At 47.5% G+C, this 23,979-nt stretch carries 21 protein-coding genes; 5 read left to right on the top strand and 16 right to left on the bottom strand.

Translation table 11 applies throughout. From position 1 onward, the window contains the following. Positions 1-28 precede the first annotated feature (28 nt). The gene (locus ACXAJH_RS02890; RefSeq protein WP_474993041.1) at positions 29-1,990 is read left to right on the top strand and encodes an AMP-binding protein; all 1,962 of its coding nucleotides are present in this window, start codon (positions 29-31) and stop codon (positions 1,988-1,990) included. Between the two features lie 39 nt (positions 1,991-2,029). On the opposite strand, the gene ACXAJH_RS02885 is transcribed toward ACXAJH_RS02890, so the two are convergent. The 13 genes from ACXAJH_RS02885 to ACXAJH_RS02825 form a co-directional block, all read right to left on the bottom strand. Next, complete coding sequence (locus ACXAJH_RS02885) at positions 2,030-3,559, bottom strand: acyl-CoA carboxylase subunit beta (RefSeq protein WP_474993455.1); 1,530 nt, start codon at positions 3,557-3,559, stop codon at positions 2,030-2,032. Positions 3,560-3,575: 16 nt separating this feature from the next. Continuing rightward, positions 3,576-4,358 (bottom strand): enoyl-CoA hydratase-related protein, encoded by a 783-nt coding sequence (locus tag ACXAJH_RS02880; RefSeq protein WP_474993039.1) that lies wholly within the window; start codon positions 4,356-4,358, stop codon positions 3,576-3,578. 3 nt (positions 4,359-4,361) lie between these two features. Next, positions 4,362-5,270, bottom strand: a complete 909-nt coding sequence (locus tag ACXAJH_RS02875) for a hydroxymethylglutaryl-CoA lyase (RefSeq protein WP_474993037.1) — start codon at positions 5,268-5,270, stop codon at positions 4,362-4,364. Positions 5,271-5,281: 11 nt separating this feature from the next. Next, positions 5,282-5,497, bottom strand: coding sequence for an acetyl-CoA carboxylase biotin carboxyl carrier protein subunit (locus tag ACXAJH_RS02870; protein WP_474968604.1), 216 nt, complete (start codon positions 5,495-5,497; stop codon positions 5,282-5,284). 14 nt (positions 5,498-5,511) lie between these two features. Next, positions 5,512-6,867 carry an acetyl-CoA carboxylase biotin carboxylase subunit gene (locus tag ACXAJH_RS02865; protein ID WP_474993035.1) on the bottom strand — a complete coding sequence of 452 codons (1,356 nt, stop codon included), beginning with the start codon at positions 6,865-6,867 and terminating at the stop codon, positions 5,512-5,514. 12 nt (positions 6,868-6,879) lie between these two features. Beyond that, positions 6,880-8,520 (bottom strand): AMP-binding protein, encoded by a 1,641-nt coding sequence (locus tag ACXAJH_RS02860; protein WP_474993033.1) that lies wholly within the window; start codon positions 8,518-8,520, stop codon positions 6,880-6,882. Positions 8,521-8,538: 18 nt separating this feature from the next. Beyond that, positions 8,539-9,681 carry an acyl-CoA dehydrogenase gene (locus tag ACXAJH_RS02855; RefSeq protein ID WP_474971425.1) on the bottom strand — a complete coding sequence of 381 codons (1,143 nt, stop codon included), beginning with the start codon at positions 9,679-9,681 and terminating at the stop codon, positions 8,539-8,541. 69 nt (positions 9,682-9,750) lie between these two features. Then, on the bottom strand, positions 9,751-10,380 hold the full coding sequence (locus ACXAJH_RS02850; protein WP_474968600.1) for a TetR/AcrR family transcriptional regulator: 630 nt from the start codon (positions 10,378-10,380) through the stop codon (positions 9,751-9,753). Positions 10,381-10,595: 215 nt separating this feature from the next. Continuing rightward, complete coding sequence (gene parC, locus ACXAJH_RS02845) at positions 10,596-13,055, bottom strand: DNA topoisomerase IV subunit A (RefSeq protein WP_474968599.1); 2,460 nt, start codon at positions 13,053-13,055, stop codon at positions 10,596-10,598. 15 nt (positions 13,056-13,070) lie between these two features. Further along, positions 13,071-15,026, bottom strand: coding sequence for a DNA topoisomerase IV subunit B (parE, locus tag ACXAJH_RS02840; protein WP_474968598.1), 1,956 nt, complete (start codon positions 15,024-15,026; stop codon positions 13,071-13,073). 329 nt (positions 15,027-15,355) lie between these two features. After that, positions 15,356-15,769 (bottom strand): CoA-binding protein, encoded by a 414-nt coding sequence (locus ACXAJH_RS02835; RefSeq protein WP_474993031.1) that lies wholly within the window; start codon positions 15,767-15,769, stop codon positions 15,356-15,358. Between the two features lie 11 nt (positions 15,770-15,780). Beyond that, the gene (locus ACXAJH_RS02830; protein WP_474993029.1) at positions 15,781-17,307 is read right to left on the bottom strand and encodes an ABC transporter permease/substrate-binding protein; all 1,527 of its coding nucleotides are present in this window, start codon (positions 17,305-17,307) and stop codon (positions 15,781-15,783) included. Beyond that, the gene (locus tag ACXAJH_RS02825) at positions 17,304-18,371 is read right to left on the bottom strand and encodes an ABC transporter ATP-binding protein (protein WP_474968594.1); all 1,068 of its coding nucleotides are present in this window, start codon (positions 18,369-18,371) and stop codon (positions 17,304-17,306) included. The genes ACXAJH_RS02830 and ACXAJH_RS02825 overlap by 4 nt, the downstream gene beginning before the upstream one ends. A 276-nt stretch (positions 18,372-18,647) precedes the next feature. Here ACXAJH_RS02825 and plsY point away from each other — a divergent pair, with 276 nt between their 5' ends. From plsY to ACXAJH_RS02805, 4 genes are all read left to right on the top strand, one after another. Continuing rightward, positions 18,648-19,229: a glycerol-3-phosphate 1-O-acyltransferase PlsY gene (plsY, locus tag ACXAJH_RS02820; protein ID WP_474971428.1), complete on the top strand. Its 582-nt coding sequence runs from the start codon at positions 18,648-18,650 to the stop codon at positions 19,227-19,229. A 146-nt stretch (positions 19,230-19,375) separates the two neighbouring features. Then, complete coding sequence (gene folE2, locus ACXAJH_RS02815) at positions 19,376-20,320, top strand: GTP cyclohydrolase FolE2 (RefSeq protein WP_027954310.1); 945 nt, start codon at positions 19,376-19,378, stop codon at positions 20,318-20,320. Then, positions 20,317-20,550, top strand: coding sequence for a membrane protein insertion efficiency factor YidD (yidD, locus tag ACXAJH_RS02810; protein ID WP_474968591.1), 234 nt, complete (start codon positions 20,317-20,319; stop codon positions 20,548-20,550). The genes folE2 and yidD overlap by 4 nt, the downstream gene beginning before the upstream one ends. A gap of 84 nt (positions 20,551-20,634) precedes the next feature. Continuing rightward, positions 20,635-20,925 (top strand): HesB/YadR/YfhF family protein, encoded by a 291-nt coding sequence (locus ACXAJH_RS02805; protein WP_474968590.1) that lies wholly within the window; start codon positions 20,635-20,637, stop codon positions 20,923-20,925. Between the two features lie 23 nt (positions 20,926-20,948). Here the strand turns inward: ACXAJH_RS02805 and ACXAJH_RS02800 are convergent, their stop codons facing one another. Genes ACXAJH_RS02800 through ACXAJH_RS02790 form a run of 3 tightly spaced genes read right to left on the bottom strand, consistent with a single transcriptional unit; the run spans position 20,949 to position 23,943 of the window. Continuing rightward, positions 20,949-21,260, bottom strand: coding sequence for a hypothetical protein (locus tag ACXAJH_RS02800; RefSeq protein ID WP_474968589.1), 312 nt, complete (start codon positions 21,258-21,260; stop codon positions 20,949-20,951). Further along, on the bottom strand, positions 21,260-21,685 hold the full coding sequence (locus ACXAJH_RS02795; RefSeq protein WP_474968588.1) for an acyl-CoA thioesterase: 426 nt from the start codon (positions 21,683-21,685) through the stop codon (positions 21,260-21,262). The genes ACXAJH_RS02800 and ACXAJH_RS02795 overlap by 1 nt, the downstream gene beginning before the upstream one ends. Positions 21,686-21,687: 2 nt before the next feature. Next, entirely contained in the window at positions 21,688-23,943 is a 2,256-nt protein-coding gene (locus ACXAJH_RS02790; RefSeq protein WP_474993027.1) for an AAA family ATPase, read from the bottom strand. Positions 23,944-23,979 lie beyond the last annotated feature (36 nt).

Genomic DNA, 23,979 nt, shown 5'->3' with positions numbered 1-23,979 from the left:
GTCATTCCTGAATGAGGAGGAAGTTTCTATGCGTACATATCCAAATGTATGGAATCCGACACAAAAGCAGAAGGAATCCACCCGCTTGTTTCAGTGGATGAAAAGATCAGGCTTTACGGATTATGATACCTTTCATAAAGTCACAACAGACCGGGTGGAATGGATGTGGGAGGAAGCATGCCGGGAACTCGGCATCGAATGGTCTGTTCCCTTCAAAAAGACGCTTGATTTGTCCCGGGGCCTCCCGTATCCCCAATGGTTTGTCGGAGGTGAAATCAACGCGGCTCATAATGCCCTCGACAAATGGGCGGAAGACCCGGAGCATAGAAATAGAACGGCCTTGTTCTGGGAAGGAGATCGTGGCGATTCATCCTCCTATTCTTTTATAGAACTTCAGGGAGCTGTCGATCAGACTGCACACGGATTCCAGCGCTATGGTATAGCGGAAGGGGATATTGTGACGATTTATATGCCGATGATTCCGGAAACCCTGATCAGTATGCTTGCCCTTTCTAAAGTCGGTGCTGTCTTTTCCCCTGCGTTCTCCGGATATAAAGCAGATGCCGTAGCTGCAAGAATCCAGGCTTCAAGAGCAAAAGCCATGATAACGGTCGATGGCTTCTACCGGCGCGGGAAAACCATTCAAATGAAAGATCAGGCAGATGCAGCAGCAGAGCAGTGTCCCTCTCTGGAGCATGTCTTTGTAGTTGAGCGATCCGGTACCGATATCCAGTGGCATGAGCCGCGGGACGTTGCCTGGTCTTCACTGCAGAAAAAAAAGGGTCCTTTTCCATCAGCCGCTACAAAAGCCGGGGACCCCTTCATGTTGATTTACACATCAGGTACGACAGGTAAACCGAAAGGAGCGGTTCATACACATGCTGGTTTTCCGATAAAAGCCGCTTTTGATGCGGGAATCTGTATGAACGTTACTAAGGAGGATACTTTGTTCTGGTACACCGATATGGGATGGATGATGGGGCCTTTCCTCGTGTACGGAGGTCTTATTAACGGCGCCTCCATCGTCATGTTTGAAGGCACACCGGATTATCCCAGACCTGACCGCTTATGGGAGATTGTCGACACGTATAACGTGACACATCTCGGTCTTTCTCCAACGCTGGTACGCACATCGATGAAGCACGGGCCTGAATGGCTGCATCGTCATTCTCTTACCTCCTTGAAACTGATTGCATCCACAGGAGAGCCTTGGAATGAAGAACCATGGAACTGGCTGTTTGAACATGCAGGTCATAAACAGGTACCGATCTTTAATTATTCAGGAGGGACAGAAATATCCGGAGGCATTCTTGGAAATATCCTGATCAAGCCGATCCAGCCGGTCACTTTCAATGCTGCCCTGCCTGGCATGGATGCTGTCGTATTGAATAATCAAGGAGAACGTGTGATTAATGAAGTGGGTGAATTGGCGATTCGTAAGCCATGGGCAGGCATGACCAACAGTTTTTTTGAAGATGACGAGCGGTACGAAGAAGCATACTGGAGCCGCTTTACGGATACATGGGTGCACGGAGACTGGGTGGTAGAAAATGATGAAGGCTATTTTACAATTACAGGTCGGTCTGATGACGTATTGAATGTAGCAGGTAAACGGCTGGGTCCCTCGGAAGTGGAAACGGTACTCGTGGACCACCCTCTTGTGTTGGAAGCCGGCGTCATCGGTATCCCTCATGAAACCAAAGGGGAAGAACCGGTCGCTTTTGTAGTGGTTAACGATGAACCGGTGGAGCAAGCGTCTTTGATTGAAGAATTGAAAAAGCATCTGCATCAGAAGCTCGGAAAAGCTTTGTCACCGGACATCATCCACCTGGTATCAGACCTTCCTAAAACGAGAAATGCCAAAGTGATGCGCCGTGCGGTTAAATCTGCTTATTTAAACCAGTCCACAGGAGATTTGAGCGCCCTTGAAAACCCTGAAAGTGTACAGGAAATCTCTGATCTTGGTAGAAAAGCCGGCACAGAATCATGACAAACGCCTGGATCTCAAAAAAGATCCAGGCGTTTGTTTTTAAACCGGGTAGACCCCGTGCTTTCGATTTGTAAATTGGACATCTTTACGTGTATAGGCTTCATAGCGTGTACTCAATTCGTGACGGAGGCGGCCGGGTTTCACGACATCATCGACGACCATTTCTGAAGCCAGCCGGTAAATATCGATGTTTTCCTTATACTCCTCCTGCTTATCTTTAATGAAGGCAGGACGGTCTTCTTCCGGAAGGGCAGCAATCTTGTTGGCGTAGACAGCATTCACAGCCGCTTCCGGTCCCATCACAGCGATTTGAGCTGTAGGCAGGGCGAGGCAAGCGTCCGGTTCAAAAGCGGGTCCTGCCATGGCATACAGCCCTGCGCCATACGCCTTTCTGACAATGACAGAGATTTTAGGAACCGTCGCTTCACTCATAGCCGCCAGCATTTTTGCCCCGTGACGGATAATTCCCGCCTGTTCCACTTTCGTTCCAATCATGAAGCCCGGGATATCCGCGAGGAACAACAAAGGGATATTAAAGGCATCACACAATTGAATGAACTTGGCGGCTTTATCTGCTGAATCCGGAAATAACACGCCTCCTTTGGCCCTCGGCTGATTAGCGATGATGCCGACAGATTTTCCGTTGATCCTGGAGAGTCCTGTAATCAATTCCGGAGCAAACTTCTTCTTAATTTCACAAAAGGAGTCCTCATCAATAATCCGGTCGATGAACTGATACATGTCAAAAGGAGCATTCTGGTTTTCAGGTATCAACTCTTCAATCGTTTTTTCAAACGCCTGCGGTTCTCTTGCTTCCCTTGTTTTCGGACGCTCCTGATAGGAACTTGGAAAGTAGCTCAAATAGGTCCTGGCATACCCTATGGCTTCTTTCTCATCTGATGCCAGCACATCTCCGCATCCTGATACAGAGCAGTGCATGGACGCACCACCCATCTCCTCAAGGGATACCTTCTCCCCGATTACCTTTTCTGCCATTCTTGGAGAACCAAGATACATGGAGGCATTGCCATCAACCATAACGACAATGTCACAAAAGGCTGGAATATAAGCCCCTCCTGCAGCAGATGGTCCGAATAACAGACAAACCTGGGGAACTCGTCCGGATAATTTGATTTGGTTATGGAAAATACGTCCCGCTCCGCGCCGGTTCGGGAACATATCGACTTGATCGGTGATCCTTGCCCCCGCTGAATCGACCAGATAAAGCATTGGAGCATTGATTTTCAGAGCGGTTTCCTGAATACGTATAATTTTTTCCACTGTTCTTGCGCCCCAGGAACCTGCTTTTACTGTAGAGTCATTGGCCATTACACACACGGTTTCGCCGTTCATCCTGCCGATTCCTGTAACGACCCCGTCTGCTGGAAGTCCTTCTGATTGACAGTTGGCAAAAAAAGCATCTTCGATATTAATATCCTCATCAAACAATAACTGGAGGCGGTCACGAACAAACATCTTACCTTTTTCTGCGTTCTTTTCATGATATTTTTCTGCGCCGCCCCGGGCGATTTTTTTCACCCGTTCTTCAAACGACTGCTGATCCGACATCGTTTTTTCCACGTGCTCACTCTCCTTTGTATTCCGGTCTGCGTTTTTCCTTAAAAGCGTTCAGCCCCTCGACCCGGTCTGTCGTCGGGATGGTCGACTTGTATGCGGCGTGCTCAATTTCAAGGCTTTCCTCCAGCGGCATGTCAAACCCGGTATCCATTGCGTTTTTGGCAGCCTTTACAGCTAAAGGGCCGTTTCTTGCTATACAGCCAGCCAAATCCTGTGCTTCTTCCATAAGCATCTGCGGTTCATACATATATTCAACGAGCCCCATCTGGAATGCTTTGGCTGCTTCCACAGGTTTGGCTGTATAAATCATCGACTTTGCCCGCCCCGGACCGATCAGCCTTGAAAGTCTCTGGGTACCGCCTGCCCCGGGGATGATCGCGAGTGATGTTTCCGTGAGCCCCACTTTCGCTGAAGAACTCATCATACGTAAATCACAGGCCAGAGCAAGCTCAAGTCCGCCTCCGAAAGCCGCTCCATTGATGAGAGCAATCGTAGGAACAGTGACTTTTTCCCATTTACGAAGAGTATCCCCGATTTTCCGCACGGTTTTGACGACTTCCTCGTCCGACATTCCGGACCTTTCCTTTAGATCCGCTCCCGCACAAAACGCCTTGCTTCCTTCTCCTGTAAGTAAGACGACCCGGATATCGGAGCGGGACTGAATATGGTCGATTTTTTCAGACAGCTCATCTAAAAGCGCATGAGAAAGAGCATTGGCCGCGTCCGGTCGATTTAATGTAAGCTGACAAACGTGGGCCGCCGGCTCTTCCATACGGATGAGTTCATTCATGACTTACACCCTTTCCTTATTCAGGATCTGCATGCCGTGACTGGGAAGCGGTTTTCCAAGGACACGCTGCATGTAATCCGCTGCTCTTTGGAGAGCGGATTCATCTATTCCTGTGTGAACCCCCATCTGGTGGAGCATATGAACAAGATCATCTGTTGCAAGGTTTCCGGAGGCTCCGTCCGCATAAGGGCAGCCGCCAAGACCGCCGAGAGACGCATCGAAGGTGGTGATTCCATGCTGCATGGATACCACGATGTTCGCCAGCGCCATTCCTCTCGTGTTATGAAAGTGCATCGCCATGTTTTCTAATGGAAGGTGCTGCTTCCAATAGTCAAGCGCTTCGTCCACCTGCTTTGGATCCGCTGTCCCGAGAGTGTCTCCCATGGATAACTCATCAATACCCATGCGCAACAATCGGTCACTTACCCGGAGGACCTGGTCCTGTGAGGTTTTCCCGTCATAAGGACACTCGAAGACTGTAGACACATAGCCCCGCACCTGTTTCCCTTCGCGTTTGGCTGTCCGTACAACGTTTTCCAGCACAGGGAACGTTTCATCAATCGTTTTATTAATGTTCTTTAGATTGTGGGTTTCGCTGGCGGACATGAAGACGGCGACTTCATCGACATCAGCCGTTAAAGCTGCCTCCAGACCTTTTTGATTCGGAACGAGAGCGGCATACGTAACACCAGGTTTCCGTTCTATGGATGCGGCGACCTTTGCAGCATCCTTCAATTGCGGGATCCACTTCGGATGTACGAACGAACTGATTTCTATCGAAGACAATCCCGTTGCAGATAACAGATTGATCCAAGTGACTTTATTTTCGGTTGGGATTTCCTCTGCTTCGTTTTGAAGACCATCTCTTGGTCCGACTTCCTTTATCGTTACATGATCAGGCAGGTTCAGCATACCATCCGCTCCTATGATTCAATAATCGCAATAACGTCGCCTTCGTTGACAAAGTCCCCTTCGCTTACTTTCAGCTCTTTGATCGTCCCGGACGTTTCTGCGGAGATGGGGATTTCCATTTTCATCGATTCTAGGATAACGACATCCTCCCCGTCATTGATCTCAGCCCCTTCTTCTGCTGTGATTTTCCATACACTTCCTGCCATCGATGCTTTTACTTCAAACATGTGTAGTCCTCCTTTTAGTGGTTGGTTAAAGTAGGTAGATAATAGTTTTGAATGAAGCTTGTTGTTGTATCTCCTTCACGGAACCTATCATGGGTGATGATGCGTTTTAACATTGTCAGGTTGCATTTGATTCCCTCAATTTCATAGGCATGGAGTGCTTTGGCAAGACGTTCAGCCGCTTGGTTTCGATCACTGCCATGAACGACCAATTTAGCAATCATCGGATCATAAAAGGGCGTGACCTCTGATCCACTTTCCACGGCCAGTTCGTGCCTGATTCCAGGCCCTTCCGGAAGCACCAGGTTCGAAAGCGTCCCCGGTGATGGATAGAACGTATTCGGATCCTCAGCATATATGCGTACTTCAATCGCGTGTCCGTTGATCTGCAGATCATCCTGCTGAAGGAGTAGTTTGTCACCAGCGGCTATCTTCAGCTGCTGCTCTACAATATCCACACCTGATATTTCCTCTGTTACAGGATGCTCCACCTGCAGACGGGTGTTCATTTCAAGGAAATAATAGTTTTCATTCCGGTCCACAAGAAATTCAATCGTTCCGGCATTGGTGTATTGCAGACTCTCCACAGCCTTGATGGCACTGTCTCCCATTTCCCGGCGGGTTTTTTCTGAAAGGACCGGGGAAGGAGCTTCCTCTACCACTTTCTGATGCCTTCTTTGAATGGAGCATTCCCGTTCAAACAAATGAACAGCATGGCCGTGATGATCCGCAAGAACCTGAATTTCGATGTGGCGCGGCTCTTCGATTAACTTTTCAATAAACATTTTTCCATCTCCGAAAAATGCTTTGGCCCGTTTGGAATTTCCTTCGAATGCTTTTTCCAGTTCCTCATCAGAATGGACGGCCTGCATACCGATCCCGCCTCCGCCGGCAGCTGCCTTCAACATAACCGGATATCCGAACGTTTGAGCTGCTGCTTTCGCTGCTTCTACAGAAGCCACCGCTTCTTCAGTACCTGGAACGACAGGCACACCGGCCTGCTTCATTTCGGCACGCGCAGCAATTTTGTCTCCCATTTTTGCGATGACATCAGCTTCTGGTCCAATAAATGTGAGGCCTGCTTCTTTTACTCGTTGTGCAAACCCCGCATTTTCACTTAACAATCCGTATCCTGGATGAACCGCTTCAGCCCCGGATTTCAATGCCGCCTCCAAAATCTTATCGATGTTCAAATAAGACTCATTGACCCTGGGTTTTCCAATCAAATAACTTTCGTCCGCCATTTTTACAAAAGGAGCCTGTTGGTCGGCCTCAGAATAAACAGCAACGGTTTGGATCTGCATCCGCCGGCATGTACGGATGATGCGGGCTGCAATTTCCCCGCGGTTGGCAATCAATATTTTTTTGAACATCCAATTCCTCCCTCATTTTCCTGTCTGTAATAGATCAAGGGCATTTTCCCTCAATCTGAATTTCTGGATTTTTCCGCTGGCAGTCATCGGGTATTCCTGCGTAAATAAGATATAACGCGGAATTTTATGTTTGGAAATCCGCCCTTCACAAAATTCTTTGATATCGCTTTCATTTATGTGCGTATTTTCTTTTGGAATGATCCAGGCCATAATCTCTTCCCCGTACGTTTCATCCGGCACACCGACCACCTGGACATCCAGTACATCAGGATGCTGATACAGAAATTCTTCAATTTCCCTTGGATACACATTTTCTCCGCCGCGGATAATCATGTCTTTCATCCTTCCGGTTATTTCGATATAGCCCTCGTGATCCTTGACAGCGAGGTCCCCGGTATGGAGCCATCCATCAGGGTCTATGGCTGCGCTTGTCGCTTCCTCATTTTTGTAATAGCCTTCCATCACAAGATAGCCCCGGGTACAAAGTTCCCCTGGTACACCTGGTTCCACTTCTTCACCCGTAGCCGGTTCAATGATTTTCACCTCTACATTAGAGTGAGGACGGCCGACACTACTGACCCGCAGGTGGACAGGATCATGCACATTGGTCTGGGTGATGACTGGTGAGGACTCGGTCTGCCCGTAAGCAATCGTGATTTCCTCCGCCCCCATTTTATGAATGACATTTTTCATCACTTCCATCGGGCATGTCGAACCCGCCATAATACCCGTGCGGAGGGTCGTAGGTTTTAAGTCTTCGAATTCTGGGTGATTGAGTTCTGCGATAAACATCGTCGGGACCCCATGCAGTGCTGTGCATGCCTCATCTTTCACTGCCTGCAGGACCTTTTTCGGTTCAAACTGTTCTAAAATGACCATTGCCGCGCCTTTGGATACCGCAGCAAGCGTGCCCAGGACACATCCGAAGCAGTGGAAAAACGGGACAGGAATGCATAAACGATCCTGATGCGTCAGGTTCATGCTGCCGGCCACCTGATTTCCGTTGTTCACAATATTATAATGGGAGAGCATGACTCCTTTAGGAAAGCCGGTCGTGCCAGAGGTGTACTGCATGTTGATGACATCTGTGGACGTCAGCGACTGTTTTCTTGCCTCAAGCTCCTCGTCCTGAATGGTCATCCCCATATCGATAACGTCCTGCCAGGAATAGCACCCTTTATGCGGAGTATCACTCAGAACAACAACGTTCTTTAAAAAAGGAAGCCGTTCACTCTGCAGGCTGCCTTTCTCTGAGTATTCCAGTTCCGGACAGATTTCCTTCAAAATGTTCATATAGGAGGCTCCGCGGAAGTCCTCAGCAAGAATGAGCGTAGAGGCATCCGATTGTTTCAGCAAATATTCAAGCTCCTGCGCGCGGTAGTTCGTATTTACGGTAACGAGCACACCGCCCATTTTCCCTGAAGCGAACTGCGTGATCAGCCACTCCGGCTTATTATCAGACCAAACAGCCAGATGATCGCCTTTTTCTATCCCTAGAGCCATCAGTCCTTTTGCGGCCGCATCAGCTTCTTCATTAAATGCCGCATACGTTTTACGAATCCCTTTTTCGGGATACACATAAGCTTCCTGATCTGGATATAGCGAAGCCTTTTCCTCCAACAGCTGTCCGACTGTTTGTTCGAGCAGTGTCATTCTCTCGTCCTCCTTCAATTAGCATCCCAGCTGGCGTGCGATGACCATACGCTGTATTTCAGATGTTCCTTCTCCTATTTCAAGAAGCTTGGCGTCTCTTAGAAAACGTTCGACTTCATATTCCCTCATGTATCCATACCCGCCATGGATTTGGATGGCTTGATTGGATGAACGGAACGCTGTTTCAGAGGCGAAAAGTTTCGCATACGCGGATTCCTTCGTGAAATCCTTTTTCTGATCCTTTAACCAGGCGGCTTTCAACACCATGTTCCTTGCAAGCTCCACTTCCATGGCCATATCCGCCAGTTTAAATTGAATGGCTTGAAATTTTGATATGGACTGCCCGAACTGCTTCCGTTCCTTCGCGTAGGCAAGGGCTTTATCCAAAGACGCCTGAGCAATACCGACAGCAAGGGCTGCAATGGATATACGGCCGCCGTCCAATGTATACAAAAACTGATGAAACCCTTTGGAAGGATCACCAAGAATGTTTTCCTTCGGTACTTTCACATCTTCCAATATGATTTCTGAAGTATTGGAACCACGGACACCCATTTTTTCGTAAGGGCTGGTAATGTTCATGCCTTTGGTGTCTTTAGGAATGATGAACGCGGAAATGATGTTTTTTCCGTCCTCACGCTTTCCCGAGACTGCCGTCACCGTAATGGACCTGGCATACTCTGCGTTGGTAATCCAGCATTTCTCTCCATTGATCACATAATGATCCCCCACTAATTCAGCGCGTGTTTTCGTACCGCCGGCATCCGAACCTGCATTTGGCTCTGTTAAACCAAAAGAAGCAAGTCCCTCTCCTTTAGCAAGCGGAATAAGATACTCCTGTTTCTGCTCTTCAGTACCGAAATAATAGATGGGACTCGCTCCAAGAGATACGGCTGCAGCATAACTCAGCCCTGTGGACCCGCATACACGGCCGATTTCCTCAACAGCCAGAGCGTACGTGACCGTGTCTCCGCCGGACCCGCCGTACTCCTCAGGAAATGGAATGCCAAGTAGACCGAGTCTCCCCATCTCATCGAAAATGTCCTTCGGAAACTCCGCATTTCGATCAATATCCACCGCTCTTGGTGCAATAACGTCATTCGCAAAGTCCCGTACCATTTTCCGTGTCATTTCCTGTTCCTTCGTCAGTTCAAAGTTCATTTTACTCCCCCTTGCTGTATTTTAGACCGACTGGTTGGTCTGTAAAGCACACAAAAAGAATGAAAGCGTTTACTTAACATCGTAAAAAAAAGGGACTTTATTCATATGATGCATGAGCTGCTCGCTGCTTCCGGGCAGTAAAAAGTGAAGGATTAAATCAATGTACACCTCCGCAATTTCATCAATGGAATACCTTCCATCCTGCTGATACCACTTGTATATCCAATTGACCATCCCTAAGACAGCCATAGCGGTTACTTCAAGAGGAAGTTCCTTTCTAAAATCACCGTCCGCCTGACCTTCATGGATGATCCCGAAAATGATGTCCTTAAATTCATCCCGTTTCCGTTTAATTTTTTCCTCGTAGGCCGGCTTTAAGTAGTTGCTTTCCTGATAGAAGACAGAAATATGTGGTTTGTATAAATCAAAAACTTTCACAAAAGAATGGATGACAGCCTGTATTTTGGCTGTTGGTGAGGTGTGAATCACGTTGGCTGCTCCAGCCTCTTTCAATACGTATGTAATAAAGGTGTCATGAATCACAAATAGGAGTTCATCCTTGGATTGAAAGTGGTGGTAAAAGCCCCCTTTGGATGTCCCCGAGGCTGCTACAATCTGGTTAACCGTCACACCGTGAAAACCATGTTCATCAAATAACCGCAGAGAAGTTTCGAGAATGGTGCTGCGTAAGCGGCTCATACATCATCTCCCTTCAACTGAATATACCTTCATTTTATCATAGTATTTTGAAAATACAATCATATCCAATTTCTTTCCTGCGTCAAAAACGTATATTCTTTTGATTTTCCGGTTTTTCTTATTGATGGTTTTTTTGTTTTATATATCGGAGTTGCTACTAAGTTTGAATAAAGAACGCCGACGGTTCATGAGCTTTGAACCGTCGGCGTTGATTTTTACTGGCTGTTTTCATCTTCCAGCTTAAAAGGCACTTCGTACCCTGGTTTCACCCAGGATTCGACAACACTTCCTTTTTGATCTACATCGAGGACGTAAGATCCGTTGCTGTACCGGTCATTCGCTTTCAAGTCCATCGGATTAACCGTCGTCGTCTCCTGCTTTTCTGTCATGAGTACAATCTGGTCTTCCCTTTGAACGAGATGAACATCTACAATTTGGTGCGGGTTTTTCTTCAGCTCCCGAAGCATAATTACACCGCGCTTGGCTCTGGACGTACGATCGAATTCCTTCAGTCTCATCCGCTTGGCAGCCCCGCGGTGAGTGGTCATGACGACCGAAGGGTCTTCTTCCGCTTTGAAAATCTGTCCGGATACGACCCGTTCGCCTTCTTTCAATGTCATGGCTTTGACGCCGGCCGCCCGCTGTCCCACGGTATTGACTTCATCTTCCTTGTACCAGAGGCCGTAACCTTTGCTGGAGGTGAGAAAAATATCCCCTGTCCCTTCCGTCATATGAACATCGACGACTTCATCATCGCCTTTCAAATTCACAGCCACGAGGGCTTTGGAATGCCGCTGCGCCTGATAAAGACGGAGTTCACTCTTTTTAACCATGCCGTTTTTCGTAAAGAACATCAGGAAATCCTCATCATTGAATTCCCGTATTGGAATAGCTTCCACAAGGTATTCGTCTTTTTCCACCTGAACGATGTTGGATATAAATTGACCCAAATCCTTCCAACGGATATCCGGCAGTTTATGAACAGGTAGAAACAGGTACTTCCCTAAATTCGTGAACAGCAGAACCGTATCGGTTGTATTCATTTCCACCAGACGCAGCAGGTGGTCACCGTCCTTCAGAGCAAAATCCTCGCCATTTGATGCCGCGTAGGATCGCAAGCTCGTCCGTTTAATGTAGCCGTGTTTTGTAATGGAAACGAGGACATCTTCACTGGCCACCATTACATCCAAGTCCACCTTCAGTTCCTGCACTTTATCTTCAATTTTTGTCAGTCGGTCATCTTTGTATTTTTTCTTCATGGCCCGCAGGTCGGACTTGATGACTTTCAGCATTTCCCGCTCACTTGTGAGAAGCTTTTCGAGCTCTTCAATCTGCTTCCTCAACTCTTCCGCTTCTGCTTGGAGAGCTGTAATGTCTGTGTTTGTCAGACGGTACAGCTGCAAGGTTACAATCGCTTCCGCCTGTTCCTCACTGAAAGCGTACTCCTGGATCAGCCGTGCCTTGGCATCTGCCTTATCTTTGGACGCACGAATTGTAGTGATGACATCATCAAGGATTGAAATCGCTTTGATCAAGCCTTCCACAATGTGTGCACGGCGTTTCGCTTTATTCAAGTCATAAATGGACTGTCTGGTCACGACTTCTTTCTGGTGTGCGATATAGGCATCGAGCATCATCGGAAGATTGAGAAGCTTCGGAGTCCGGTCGTGGATCGCGACCATGTTGAAGTTATAGGAAATTTGAAGATCGGTATGCTTGTATAAGTAATTCAGGACACCTTCACTGTTGGCATCTTTTTTCAATTCAATCACAACTCGCAGGCCTGTACGGTCTGTTTCATCACGTACTTCTGCAATGCCCTCCACTTTTTTATCGATACGGAGTTCATCCATCCGCTTAACCATGCTGGCCTTATTGACTTCAAATGGGATTTCATCAATGACGATCTGTTCACGTCCGCCCCGCTGTTCCTGGATCTCCGCGCGGCCGCGGACAATGATTTTCCCTTTCCCTGTTTCATAGGCTTTTTTGATTCCGTCTACGCCTTGAATGATTCCTCCAGTGGAAAAGTCCGGACCTTTTAATTTGGTCATCAGCTCCGATACTTCCGCCTCAGGCTTGTCAATTTTCATGATGACCGCGTCAATGACCTCGCCAAGGTTATGGGAGGGAATTTCGGTTGCATATCCGGCTGAAATTCCTGTGGATCCATTCACCAGCAGGTTGGGAAACTTCGCCGGGAGCACCGTCGGCTCTTCAATCGTGTCATCAAAGTTAGGAATGAATTCAACGGTCTGCTTCTCTATATCCCGCAGCAGTTCAGACGATATCGCTGAAAGCCTTGCTTCTGTATAACGCATGGCAGCCGGCGGGTCGCCGTCGACACTTCCGTTGTTTCCGTGCATTTCCACAAGCGGTTTGCGTACTTTCCATGTCTGACTCAGACGTACCATGGCATCATACACCGATGTATCTCCGTGAGGGTGGTAGTTACCAATAACGGTACCCACCGTTTTTGCGGATTTCCGGTACGCTTTATCGTGCGTATTCTTCTCCTGATGCATCGCATACAGGATTCTCCGCTGAACAGGCTTAAGCCCGTCCCTGGCATCAGGGAGGGCCCTTTCCTGAATAATATATTTACTGTATCTCCCGAAACGGTCTCCGAGAACTTCCTCTAAAGGTAAATCTAAAAATTTCTCTGCCTCAGCCAACAGAACGTCCCCCTTTTATGATTGGATTTTATCGTTTTCCAGAATGTTTGCTTCGTCTTCAAGACCGAAGGCAACGTGGGATTCAATCCATTTTCGGCGAGGTTCTACTTTGTCTCCCATCAATGTCGTAACTCTTCGTTCCACACGGGCAATATCATCAATTGTAACCCTGATCAGCGTTCTGGATTCTGGATTCATGGTCGTTTCCCACAGCTGGTCGGCATTCATTTCACCAAGACCTTTGTAGCGCTGTATCGTATACCCATTTTTGAATTCCTTCAGGATTTTCTGCATCCCATCCTCATCCCAGGCGTATTCGGTTTTTTCTTTCTTTCCTTTGCCTTTGGATACTTTATAAAGCGGTGGAAGGGCGATGAACACTTTGCCGGCTTCCACTAAGGGCCGCATATAGCGGTAAAAGAAGGTAAGCAGCAGCACCTGGATGTGGGCACCATCTGTATCCGCATCGGTCATGATGACAATTTTGTCGTAATTGCAGTCCTCAAGGGTGAAATCCCCTCCGACTCCTGCACCGATAGTATGAATAATCGTAGAAATCTCTTCGTTTTTAAAGATATCCGCAATTTTAGCTTTCTCTGTATTAATGACTTTACCGCGGAGAGGAAGAACAGCCTGGAATTTGCGGTCACGCCCCTGTTTGGCTGAACCGCCCGCAGAGTCCCCCTCTACAAGATACAGTTCGTTTTTCTCCGCATTTTTTGACTGCGCCGGGGTCAGTTTCCCGCTTAAAAGCGTATCCTTCCGCTTCTTTTTCTTACCGGAACGGGCGTCTTCCCTCGCTTTTCTCGCGGCTTCCCTTGCTTCTTTCGCCCTGATCGCCTTTTTAATCAGCATCGAGGCCGAATCGGGATTTTCCTCTAGGAAATAAGTGAGTTTCTCAGCTACCACACTGTCAACAGCCGACCGGGCTTCAGATGTCCCCAGCTTGCTTTTCGTCTGGCCTTCGAACTGAAGAAGCTCCTCAGGGATTCTTGCTGAAATGATCGCTGTAAAGCCTTCCCTGATATCGTTTCCTTCGAGGTTCTTATCTTTTTCCTTCAACAGCTGGGTTCGGCGTGCATAATCATTAAACACCCGGGTAACGGCTGTCTTCGCTCCCGATTCATGCGTTCCGCCATCCTTTGTACGAACGTTGTTGACGAAGGAAAGAATATTTTCTGCGAATCCATCGTTAAACTGAAACGCAAAGTCCACTTCTATCTCTGACTGTATGCCTTCAAACGATACGACGTGATGAAGGGTGTCTTTTTCTTCATTTAAATATTTAACAAATGAAACCAGTCCATCATCATACTGGTATTCCTCTTTCTCTCCATCCTTACGCTCATCGACTAAGATGATACGAAAGCCTTTCAGAAGAAAAGCCGCTTCTCTCAGTCTTTCCGAAAGGGTTTCAAAATTAAACTTCGTTACAGAAAAAATTTCAGGATCCGGCTTGAACCGGATGGTTGTCCCTGTTTTGCGTGTGGCTCCCTTTTTTTCCAGGGAGGTAACAGGCACGCCCCCTTTTTCAAAACGCTGATAGTACTTCTCCCCATCACGGCAGATATGAACTTCCAGCCATTCGGATAAGGCATTAACCACAGATGCTCCGACGCCGTGAAGACCGCCGGAGGATTTGTATCCGCCCTGGCCGAATTTACCTCCGGCGTGTAAAACGGTTAAAATCACTTCCGGTGTCGGCTTACCGGTTTTATGCATCCCTACAGGCATGCCGCGGGCTTCATCCTGCACAGAAACGCTTCCATCTTTATGAAGGGTAACCGTCATCTTTTGTCCGAATCCAGATAAAGCTTCATCGATGGCGTTATCCACGATTTCGTGGACGAGGTGATGAAGACCACGGTGGTCCGTAGATCCAATGTACATCCCCGGTCGCTTCCGGACAGCCTCCAGCCCCTCCAATACTTGTATAGAATCATCTGAATACGTATGATTTTGACTCGACAATTTCCAATCGGCTCCTTTCTCTTACACAGCAACTAATTATCATGATAGAACAAACGTTCGATTGTGTAAATGACTTTCCTGTTTACACGGGCAGATTCAGTTATAAGACACGCAGTGGAACAGAGGGTTTTTCCCGTTCTATTCTGCTGCCTGTCTTATGCCTGCTTATATCGTTTCGTGAAATGGATGCTGTTTATACAACCGCTCTCAAAAAAACACTGCTTGTTATATTGTAGCGATTTTACATCGTTTCGCAAACATAATTCTTCCAGATAACGTGAAAAAATCCCTGAAAGGACAGGGATTTTTTCAAATTCATCTTTATTTGATCACCGGTATAAGCTGTGCGCAACCTTGATACAGGAGTCCATAATCACCTTTGTGGAAGTATCTTTCAACTGTTCCCACGCTTCTTCATGATACACTCCCTGTTGAGCCCAGAAAGCTTTCGCCCCAAGGCTCCGGGCTTCTTCGGCCACTCCCGGCAGGTATTCAGATCGGCGGAACACATTTACAATATCCACCGGCTCCTCGATCTCCTGAAGCGAAGCGGCGGCCGGTTCGCCAAGCACTTCCGTTATCGTCGGGTTTACAGGAATAATTTTGTACCCTGCCGCCTGCATGGCTTCACTGATCTGGTAGGACGTGCGGTGTGGTTTATCGGATAGTCCGACAACCACAATTGTTTTAGATTCTTTTAATACATTCTTAATCTCCTCTGGAGACGGATGTTCAAATGGCATGTCCATTCCTCCTATTCTTCGATAAGCCCTTCTTCAACGAGATATTCACGGGCCACCGTTTCTGGTGAACGGTCTTCAAAATCCACTTCATAGTTCATTTCCCGCATTTCATCTCCGGTAATCCTACCGCCCAGTTGATTTAAAGCATCTTCGATTTCCGGAAACTGATCAAGTGTTTCCTGTCTCATCAACGGGGCACCCTGGTACGGAGGAAACAGATTTTCCGGATCTTCCAGCACTTTGAGGTTCAAGTCCACCATATACCCTGCTGTGGCATAGGCATCAATGATGTCCACTTCGCCATTGGAGATCGCTCCCTGGCGGAGACCTGGATCCATTGTTCTTACTTCCCCGAGATTAAGATCATACACTTCCTTCATTCCCTGATAACCGTCCTGGCGGTCATTGAATTCGAGGGTGAATCCGGCTGTTATTTGATCTTCCACTTGTTTCAAGTCCCCGATGCTTCCCAGTCCGTACTGCCCGGCAAGCTCTTCCGTCGTTGCGACAGCATACGTATTATTGAACTGCATCGGCTCCAGGTAGGCCATGTCATATTGTTCACTCATTCCATCGGCTGCCTGCTGGTAAACTTCCTGTTCCTTGTTACTTTGCGCCTGTTCTCCCATAAGGGAAACGATGGCAGTTCCTGTGAATTCAGGATAAATATCAATGCTTCCTTCTTCAAGAGCGCTGAAAACAAGGTCTGTTTTCCCAAGGTTTGGTTTTAAACCAACCTGAAGATCTGTTTCCTCCTCGATGAGAAGTTTGTACATGTTGATTAAAATGGCCGGTTCGGACCCGAGTTTAGCCCCGAGAACGAGATCATTCTGCGATTTGCTGCTGAACAGCAGCGGTCCTACAGCGATGAGTGCGGCAATAACAAGAAGACTGACGAGCGAGCGGAACCCGGACTTTGCTGATGTCCGTTCAAACAATCGGAGGATAAGATCCAACAGAATCGCAAGCAGAGCCGCAGGAATCGCTCCGAGAAGGATCAAATTGGCATCGCCTCCACGATCAAGACCGAGCAGGATCAAGTCACCAAGGCCTCCAGCTCCAATGAGTGCGGCAATGGTCGTCGTACCCACAATCAAGACCATCGATGTCCGGATACCCGCCATGATGACCGGCATCGCAAGCGGAAGTTCGACGCGGGATAACCGTCTGAAGGAACTCATTCCCATCCCGGTAGCCGCTTCTTTTAATGCCGGATCCACTTCTTTTATTCCAGTGTACGTATTTCTGAGTATTGGGAGCAGTCCATATGCTGCCAAAGCTATGATGGCGGGCGTTTCGCCGATTCCAAAAAAAGGAATCAAGAAAGCGAGGACGGCCAGGCTGGGAATAGTCTGAAGAACCGCTGTCACCCCGATTACAGGTTCAGCAATGTTCAATTTTCTCGTTAACAGCAAGCCGAGCGGTACAGAAATCAATGTTGCGATCACAAGGGCAATAATGGAGATCTGCAGGTGCTCCCACACTTTCTCCCACAGTACATCCTGTCGTTCTGCAAAAACCTGAATAAATCCATTCACAGCTGAACAGCCCCCTGTTCCTCATCAGATTTCTCTTTTAAGTAATGAACGATATCTTTATAGGAAAGAGTACCGACGAGCTGGTCTCCTTTTATAACGGGAAGAACCCGGTGGGAGCCTTTTTCAAATTCAGAGACGGCTTCCCGGAGAACCGTTCCGTTCTTCAGGACCGGCATCATGACTTCCCTGCCGTCCGTGACGCCTGTTTGATACACACCTTTTTCTGAGGTGAGAACATACGATCCGTTGTCCGGAATCAGCCCCTGTTGAAAGTCGTGATAAGGGAAAATCCTGCTTCCGGACTGATCCATAATGATATCCACAGCTGTCAGCCATGGGGATTTCCTGCCTCCGATAAAATCACGGACAAAATCATCCGCCGGATGGAGAAGGAAATTCTGCGGTGTATCGACCTGGACAATCCCGCCTTCTTTCATCAGGCAGACGCGGTCTCCCAGGGCCAGGGCTTCATCCATATCGTGCGTCACGAACACAATGGTCTTTTTAATTTCCTGCTGCAGGTTCCGGATATCCTTTTGAAGCTGCTCCCGGCTGATTGGATCAAGGGCACTGAACGGTTCGTCCATGAGGATAATATCCGGGTCCGCTGCCAATGCTCTAATCACCCCTACACGCTGCTGCTGTCCACCTGAAAGTTCACTCGGTTTACGTTTCCGGTGTTTCTCAGGGTCAAGACCGACCATCTGCATCAACTCATCAATCCGCGCGGATACATCTTTTTTCTTCCATTTCTTCATTTCAGGAACAATGGCGATGTTCTCCTCAATCGTCATGTGTGGAAAGAGGGCGATTTCCTGAAGAACATAACCGATGTTCCAACGCAGTTCATGAACGTTGTATTCTTTAATGTCCTTATTATGTATCGCTATCGTCCCATCAGTTGGATGAATGAGCCGGTTGATCATTTTCATCGTCGTTGTCTTTCCACATCCACTCGGACCGATCAGGGTGAGCAGTTCCCCTTCTTTCACCTCGAGATTTATATGTTTTAAAGCCGCCGTCCCATCCGGGTACGTTTTGGACACATCTGTAAAAGTTATCATGCATTTCCTCCTTCATAAACTAAAGACCGTACTATTTACCCACATTCACACACCTTGAAACCTATTGCAATTATTCAACCTTCCCGCACAAAAGCGGTGGAAAAGCCTTGTCACAACTTTTCTGATTGGTATAATAAGATGTTGCGGCGTTTGATTTGCAGCTTTCCGTCATATACATAGAGGTTCTTGGAAGAAAGAGAAGCTGATAGAATTTTCCGTTCTTTCTCCAACGTCGTCATGATAAAATAAAAGAAAGTAATGAAGGAGTTGAACTTATTGGAATATCTACTCTATTCCCTTACCGCCTATCTCCTCGGCTCCATTCCATCAGGACTGATCGTTGGAAAAGTGGGTTATGGCACAGATATCAGAGAACATGGCAGCGGAAATCTCGGTGGGACGAATACGTTCCGCGTTCTCGGAGTAAAAGCCGGCTTGATCGTTACGATTGCCGATATTTTAAAAGGGACGCTGGCTGCCGCCCTTCCATTTTTTCTCGGAGCAGAAGTCATCCCGCTTATTATAGGTATTTTTGCCGTGATTGGTCATATGTATCCCGTATTTGCCGGGTTCAAGGGAGGGAAGGCCGTCGCTACGTCCGGAGGCGTGATTCTCGGAGTGAACCCTCTGGTGTTTCTTGTACTTGTGCTATCGTTTTTCATCCTATTATATTTGACCAAATATGTATCCCTTTCCTCAATGGTGTGCGGGCTTGTCGGGATAACAGCTTCCATCCTTCTGCAGGAGTATGGCTTGACGATGGTGATATCTGTCTTTACGATTTTTGTCATCTACCGGCACCGCTCTAATATTAAAAGAATCATCAATAAGACAGAACCTAAAATCACGTGGATGTAACACGAAAGCCTGTCCTCCAAGGATAGGCTTTCTTTAATTGAAGCATCCTAGATAGACGGCACATTTCCATAAGCATTCCATTGTCATTAAAGAAATACATAAGGTATACTTTGACATAGAAAGAAGGCCTGAAAGGAGTCCTTGCTATGAATAAAACCGAACTAAATCAGACAAAACAGCTGCCTACTAAAGAAGAAAGACATAAATTATTCGGGTCTGTCGATCCAGGTCCGCGCACGAAACCCGTTGAAAAAGATCAGATGGCTGATCTTCAAAATTCAAGAAAAGATTTTCTATTCGATATTGATATGGTCGGTATTTCCAACGTGAAGCATCCGATCCGTATCCCAAGCAGCATGACCCCGCAGATTCAAACGACCATCGGTACTTTTTCCTTTGGTTCCTCGATTGCTAAAGGCAGTAAAGGAACGAATATGAGCCGGTTCACTGAACAGCTTGATAAATATCACAACGAAGGTTTTGCCATAGATATTGAAACATTGAAGCAGTTCACCGAAGAACTGGCCGGACGCCTGAAACAGACGGACGCTGAAGTGGAAGTCACCTTCCCATGGTTCTTTGAGAGGAAAGGTCCTTATTCCGACCTGACAGGAATGAATCATGCGGATGCCACTATCCGGGTGGAGTACGATCAGGAGACCGGTCATGATGTCACGGTATCCCTGACTGGGAAAATTACGACGCTGTGCCCATGCTCGAAGGAAATCAGTGAGTACAGTGCGCACAATCAACGCGGGAATGTGACGATGACGGTCAAACTGACAGACGACTTCAATGAACAGGAGATCGATTGGAAAGCTGCCCTGCTGGAAGCCGCTGAAAGCAATGCAAGTGCCAGGATCCACCCGGTGCTCAAACGTCCGGATGAGAAAATGGTCACGGAGCAGGCCTATGAGAACCCTCGGTTTGTCGAGGATATCGTCCGTCTTGTCGCTGCCGATCTGTATGAATATCCATTTGTGGAATCCTTTGAAGTTCAGTGCCGGAATGAGGAATCGATTCACCTTCACGACGCAGTGGCTTCCTTGAGCTACGACAAGAAGCTGGAGCGTACACAGGAAGAACGATGAAACAGGTCATGATCGGCATGATCCGTTTTTATCAAAAGGGAATCAGCCCCTTTTTTCCACCGAGCTGCCGTTTTCAGCCTACCTGCTCCTCATACGGACTTGAGGCTTATAAGCGCTTTGGCTTTTTTAAAGGAACATGGCTGACGGCGCGGCGGATTTTAAAATGCCATCCTTTCCATCCGGGTGGATTCGACCCTGTACCGATGAAAAAAGAACACGCAGACAAGTAAAGCGGAGACGGAACGTTTACCTTCTCCTCTTTACGGATATAGCAGGATATAGATGATTTTTAATGACAGGAGTTGAGCTGAGATATGAATTTAACTGTAACCGAAGAAGCTGCCGAATGGTACGAAAATGAACTCGATATTGATGAACAGGCCCATCTCCGTTTTTACGTCAGGTACGGTGGGACCGGGGGCCTTCAGCCTGGATTTTCCCTGGCAATTAAATTGGAGGAACCTACTGAACCGGTCGCCGAAACAAAAACAGGACGGATTCATTTCTTTATAGAATCAGATGATGCCTGGTATTTTGATGATCATTCTCTTGAAGTTCAATATGATACAAAATGGGAAGAACCTTCCTTCGAATATAAAAAATAAAGACGCCCTTGGGGCGTCTTTATTTATGTCTCTTTTCTCCTGAGCGCGAAACGCTCAATATGATCCCATCTGCCTTCCGCTTTTAATATCTCATACTGTTTATTTCCGAACAAATCAAAATGAGGATAAGGGTCAAGATGGATCCATCCCGGGTGAAGGTCGTAGCGGCTTCCCCACTCCTTTAATGCATCCAGGTCACTGCATCCGGCTTTTGTCACGGTATCACAGCCTGGAAAACGATCATCGATCCAGAAATGTGTAAGAAATGCTACTTCCCCATTCTGGACTTGATGTTTCCACGCCTGCAGCTCTTCCCTTTTTACACCGAACGCCATCAGCCTGTCGTCTCCATTGCTGAAAGATAAGCCTCATGCCATGCAGGAAAGCTTTTTCGGATAGACACCGGGCGGAAACTGCCGCTTTTTACAACTACGTGCTTGGTGACACCAGTCACGGCTGTAGACCCGTCAGCGTGCACCACTTCATACCCGTAGGATACCCGGAGACCGTCATAGGACTCCACCCATGTGCGCACGCAGACATCATCTCCGTAGCGGACAGGCTTTTTAAAACTGACCTGTGCGTCAATGACCGGTGAAACGACTCCTTCTTTTTCAATTTCCGCATAGCTGAACCCCAGGCCGTCGATAAAAGCGGTCCGGCCGATTTCAAACCAAATCAAATAATTGGCATGATAGACGACTCCCATCATATCGGTTTCCTGATACCTGACCTGGATTGGTGTTTCCACAATTTTCATCACTAAGACTCCCTTCTCACTGCACTCCAGGCTTTTTCCAAGTCTGGCAGTTCAAGCTCGTTCATATCCTCAGGCTCATCTTCAAGCATACGGATGGCCTGGTATTGGACGGCCTCATTTACTAGATTATTAACAAAACGTCCGTTTCCGCGAATATAGTGGCCGGCATATTTTTCGAGCAGGTACGACTCGGCCCATTCATTGAAAAAGTAACCGTAATTCTGTGCATGGTAGTGGGTCATTTCCAACAGCTCCTGTTCTGTGTAATCAGGGAACTGAAAGTATTTCTTGAATCGGGACGACAGCCCTGGATTACTTTCAACCAGCTGCTCCATCTCGACCTTATAACCCGCTAAAATGACAACGAGGTTTTCATTATGCTTTGTCATCTCATCTACGAGTGTTTCAATGGCTTCTTTTCCGAAATCATCACGTCCCCCATTATAAAGGGCATACGCTTCATCTATAAAAAGAACACCGCCGAGCGCTTCTCTGATTTTTCGTTTTGTTTTCATGGCGGTCTGACCGACATAGCCGGCTACAAGATCAGATCGGGATGCGACAACCATGTGCCCCCTCTTCAATAGACCGCATTCTTTTAATACATCGGCATAGATGGAGGCGACGGTTGTCTTCCCTGTTCCCGGGTTTCCTGAGAAAACGGAATGAAGCTGAATAGGTACAACCGGGTATCCTTTTTCTTTCCGTTTCTGCTGGGCCTGCACGAATGATGACAACTTCCGGACTTCTGTTTTAACACTTGAAAGACCGATCAATTCATCAAGCCGCTGCATAGGGGAACGCTCTTCCAGCTTATCGTCCTTATCCCACGATAAGTCTTCCGTCGTAATCCGCATATGATCAAGCCAGTGCTGTTTATCACGCTCTGCTTCCTGTGCTCCTTTGTGAAACACCGTCTTTAACACCAGGTTTTTTACTGTTCTGGCATTTCCGAATGAATCATCGACCCGTTCTTTATCGATCAGGGAGTCAAACTGCTTTCTGGCCTGTTCTGTAAAAAAGAAATCATTCTCAAGCGCCGTCTGTTCGGCTATATTCATGAGTTCATCCATCTGATAGTCCGGGAGTTCAATGTGATTCTGCTCCGGGAATCGGCTCCTTAGTCCTGGGTTGGACCATAAGAACTGGCGCATTTCCTCTGGATACCCAGCCATGATGACCGCAAACTTTCCGCCGTATTCCTTGCTTGTCATGGCAGACACCAGGGTGTCTATGACGGCTTGTCCATAATCATTGCCTGTCTGACCTTCCCTGCGCAGGCTGTAGGCTTCGTCAATGAACAACACCCCACCGATGGCCTGTTTCACATAGTTCATCGTGTTCTCTTCACTTTGTCCGACATATGAACCGACCAGATGCGAACGGTTGACTTCAACAACCTCTTTCGTATCAAGAATACCAAGCTCATGGTAAATATTAGCCAACAGTCGGGCCATCGTCGTTTTCCCTGTCCCCGGGTTACCTGTAATGATCATATGTAACCCTGGTTCATCCACCATGGTAAAGCCGAAGTTTTTCCGTTCCTGCTGATACTGCAGGAAGCGGTAGTAGCGGTGGATGTAGTCTTTTACATCCTGCAGGCCGACCATTTGATCCAGGGCTTCCAACGGATTACGGCTTGCTGTTTCCGTTAAAAACTCCGGCAGCCGCCGGTGGATGTCATCCTGTTTATCAGAAAGCTGCCTTGTCCGCTCATTCACTTCCTTGACCGGTACACGGATTCTCCGATTCTCAATGGAATGGATGGCTTCTTCAAGCATCTCCTTCAGCTCTACCAGCTCGTTATAAATATCCTGGTAAATTTTCAGACGACTGGAAACATCAAGCAGGGGCTTTTCTGCCAGGTCATGATTCCATTGACTGATGACTTCTTTCACATCTTCATGTATCGATTTTACTTTTTTAGCTTTTGCAGAGTCATGGTCCGTCTCGTGGAGGATCCACTGCTCCAAAGGTGTCTCCTTCAGTATGGCGTACGCCTTCATCAGCTGTTTTGACTCATAAAGATCGGTAACCAGGGAGTGGGACCCTTCCAGCCGGCGGGCTTCATCAATAAACTGATCAGCCAGTGGGTCTTCCCCGGGGTGTCTTTTCATCCTGTGATAAGCAAGGGCGGTATAAAGGACCGCTTTCAGTTCCTTGTCCTCCGTCCCTTCATTCACATACCGGAGGGCCTCCACCTCTGTAATAGGAGGGGCCTGATCTATACTTTTCCATTGTCTCAACGTATTCAGCATCTACATCACTTCCTTTTCTATCACCGGTTTACATTT

This window comes from Halobacillus sp. ABD4_316 (assembly GCF_056161385.1).
This window is presented reverse-complemented; position numbering and strand designations above follow the sequence as displayed.

Coding starts and splice junctions, on each gene's coding strand:
- ACXAJH_RS02855 (WP_474971425.1), bottom strand. CDS start 9,681: ATGAACTTTGAACTGACGAAGGAACAGGAAATGACACGGAAAATGGTA.
- ACXAJH_RS02795 (WP_474968588.1), bottom strand. CDS start 21,685: ATGAAAATTGTGGAAACACCAATCCAGGTCAGGTATCAGGAAACCGAT.
- ACXAJH_RS02825 (WP_474968594.1), bottom strand. CDS start 18,371: ATGATAACTTTTACAGATGTGTCCAAAACGTACCCGGATGGGACGGCG.
- ACXAJH_RS02865 (WP_474993035.1), bottom strand. CDS start 6,867: ATGTTCAAAAAAATATTGATTGCCAACCGCGGGGAAATTGCAGCCCGC.
- ACXAJH_RS02835 (WP_474993031.1), bottom strand. CDS start 15,769: ATGCCATTTGAACATCCGTCTCCAGAGGAGATTAAGAATGTATTAAAA.
- ACXAJH_RS02790 (WP_474993027.1), bottom strand. CDS start 23,943: ATGCTGAATACGTTGAGACAATGGAAAAGTATAGATCAGGCCCCTCCT.
- ACXAJH_RS02805 (WP_474968590.1), top strand. CDS start 20,635: ATGAATTTAACTGTAACCGAAGAAGCTGCCGAATGGTACGAAAATGAA.
- folE2 (WP_027954310.1), top strand. CDS start 19,376: ATGAATAAAACCGAACTAAATCAGACAAAACAGCTGCCTACTAAAGAA.
- ACXAJH_RS02870 (WP_474968604.1), bottom strand. CDS start 5,497: ATGTTTGAAGTAAAAGCATCGATGGCAGGAAGTGTATGGAAAATCACA.
- ACXAJH_RS02885 (WP_474993455.1), bottom strand. CDS start 3,559: ATGTCGGATCAGCAGTCGTTTGAAGAACGGGTGAAAAAAATCGCCCGG.
- ACXAJH_RS02850 (WP_474968600.1), bottom strand. CDS start 10,380: ATGAGCCGCTTACGCAGCACCATTCTCGAAACTTCTCTGCGGTTATTT.
- ACXAJH_RS02880 (WP_474993039.1), bottom strand. CDS start 4,358: ATGAATGAACTCATCCGTATGGAAGAGCCGGCGGCCCACGTTTGTCAG.
- ACXAJH_RS02800 (WP_474968589.1), bottom strand. CDS start 21,260: ATGGCGTTCGGTGTAAAAAGGGAAGAGCTGCAGGCGTGGAAACATCAA.
- yidD (WP_474968591.1), top strand. CDS start 20,317: ATGAAACAGGTCATGATCGGCATGATCCGTTTTTATCAAAAGGGAATC.
- ACXAJH_RS02860 (WP_474993033.1), bottom strand. CDS start 8,520: ATGACACTGCTCGAACAAACAGTCGGACAGCTGTTGGAGGAAAAGGCT.
- ACXAJH_RS02890 (WP_474993041.1), top strand. CDS start 29: ATGCGTACATATCCAAATGTATGGAATCCGACACAAAAGCAGAAGGAA.
- ACXAJH_RS02875 (WP_474993037.1), bottom strand. CDS start 5,270: ATGCTGAACCTGCCTGATCATGTAACGATAAAGGAAGTCGGACCAAGA.